The organism is Streptomyces sp. NPDC059564 (assembly GCF_042735575.1).
Lineage (GTDB): Bacteria > Actinomycetota > Actinomycetes > Streptomycetales > Streptomycetaceae > Streptomyces.
In genome coordinates this window covers 7789-9821 of the sequence record NZ_JBHWBP010000288.1, presented here as the reverse complement: position 1 = coordinate 9821, position 2033 = coordinate 7789, and the positions used below count along the sequence as shown (strand labels likewise).

Sequence of the window (2033 nt, the reverse complement as noted above, 5' to 3'; positions counted from 1 at the left end):
GCGCACGACTTCTACCTCGGCTCGTACGCCACGCTCGGCGTCGGCGCCGGCCTGCTGCCCCTCCCCGGCCAGTTCTTCGGCGGCTTCCGCCCCTTCCTGGCGGCCCGCCGCGCCGAGCTGGACGCGCGGCGCGCCGAGCTGCCCGACGAGCCCGCCTCCCCGTACGACTCCCACCCCGCGCTCGCCGACCGCGTGGCCCGCATCGAGGCGCTGCCGGACGACGGCCGCGCCGCCGTCGGCGCCCGCCCGTCGCTGGAGCTGCTGTCGGACGCGGACGCGGCGATGGCCGCCCTGGAGCCGGTCGCGCTCAGCCCGCGGGCGCTCGCGCTGGAGCGGCGGGACTGGGCGGACCTGGTCCACGAGAGCATGACCCACTACGTCGGGCGCCGCGCGGACAGGACCCGCGAGGCCCTCGCCGCCGAGGGCGTGGCCCCGGACGCGGCCGCCCTGCTGGACGCCTTCGACGCCGACCCGGGCCTGCGCGGGCGCCTCGCCGACCGCCTCCCGAAGTCCGAGGAGGCGGCGGCCGCCACCGGCCGCGCGGCCCGCGAGTACACCCGGGCGGCCCTGCGGAACGCCCTGGAGGGGCTGGTCACCACCCGGATCATGGCCGCCGGCACCGCCCGCTGGCAGCTGTCCTGGTCCGAGGAGACCACCCTGCGCTACCCGTCCGAAGCCTTCGAGCAGAGCGTCGAGGCCGCCCTGGACGCGGCCGTCTCCGACGCCCCCGACACCGAACCCCTGCGAAAGCTGGTACTCGCCCCGTGATGATCTTCCTTGCCGTCCTCGGCATCCTGCTGCTGGCGGCCGCCCTGTACGTCGCCCGCGGCTTCTACCTGATCGGGAAGGCGAAGCGGCTGACCGCGCGGGCCGGGGTGCTGGAGGCCGAGACCGCGGAGCTGACCGCACGGGCGGATGACCGGGAGGCCGAGGCGAAGGCCGCCAAGGCCGGTGCGGCGGCCGCGCTGGGCTTCGTACCGGAGGCGGAACTCGACATCGACCTGCCCGGTCCCCTGAGCGACGAGCGGCGGGCGGCGCTCGACGCCGTGCGCGGCGGGGACTGGGAGGCCGGCGCGGCCCATGTGGAAGCCGCCGGTCAGGACCGGGAGGAGCGCTGGCAGCGGGTCATGGCCCTGGCCGACCTGGCCGCCGGCGAGGACGACGCCTGGCTGCTCGCCTGGCGCGCGGCCCGGCCCGCCGACCCGCTGGCAGCCGTCGTGAACGCCCAGTCCGCGGTGCGGGTCGCGTGGAACGTGCGCGGCGGCAAGGCTGCCGGCCACACCACCCAGGAGCAGTTCCGGCTCTTCCGCCAGCTGCTGGGCACCGCCCAGCGGGCCGCGCAGGAGGCCCAGCGCCTGGCCGACCCGGCCGACCCGCTGCCGTACCTGGCGGAGCAGCCCGTCGCGATGGGCCTGGGCTACTCGCACGAGCGCTACCGCACGCTGTGGGAGGAGATCGTCTCGCGCGACGCGGGGATGCTCTCGGCGCACACCAACGCCCTGCAGTACTGGTGCCAGAAGTGGCGGGGCTCCCACGAGCTGGCCCTCGCGTTCGCCCGGGAGTCGGCCGCGGCCGGGAAGCCGGGCGGGCTGCTGACGCTGCTGCCGCTGATCGCGTACTTCGAGCAGGAGACGCACGAGGCCGACATCGTGATCGAGACCTGGTACAAGGAGCCGGAGGTCGCCCTGGCCGTGGACGCGGCGCTGCAGGACCTGGCCGAGGCCGACCCGGGGCACTCGGGGGTCGTGTGGATGCGGCACATGCTCGCGTTCTGCCTGTTCTGGCAGGACCGGGACGCGGAGGCGGTCGAGCAGTTCCGGCACGTGGACGGGTACATCGGCTCGATGCCGTGGACGTACGCGAACGACCCGCGGCGGCGCTACGCGTACGCCCGTGACTGGGCCGTGGACGTCACTTCTCCGTAATACGTGTCCGGGGGCCGGGCGGGGATACCCCCCCGCCCCCCCCCCATTACAATGCTTAAAAGTGGGTAAACCCAATTTATACGAACCCCCCCCCCCCCAGCAGCCCCC

Annotated in this window: 1 protein-coding gene and 1 pseudogene; both read left to right on the top strand. The window is 75.2% G+C overall.

The genetic code is table 11. From position 1 onward, the window contains the following. Positions 1–768: pseudogene (locus ACFV0Q_RS32035) on the top strand (peptidase); the annotation flags it as partial. Next, positions 768–1925 (top strand): hypothetical protein, encoded by a 1158-nt coding sequence (locus tag ACFV0Q_RS32030; protein WP_385010096.1) that lies wholly within the window; start codon positions 768–770, stop codon positions 1923–1925. The pseudogene ACFV0Q_RS32035 and the gene ACFV0Q_RS32030, both read left to right, overlap by 1 nt. The last annotated feature ends 108 nt before the right edge of the window (positions 1926–2033 follow it).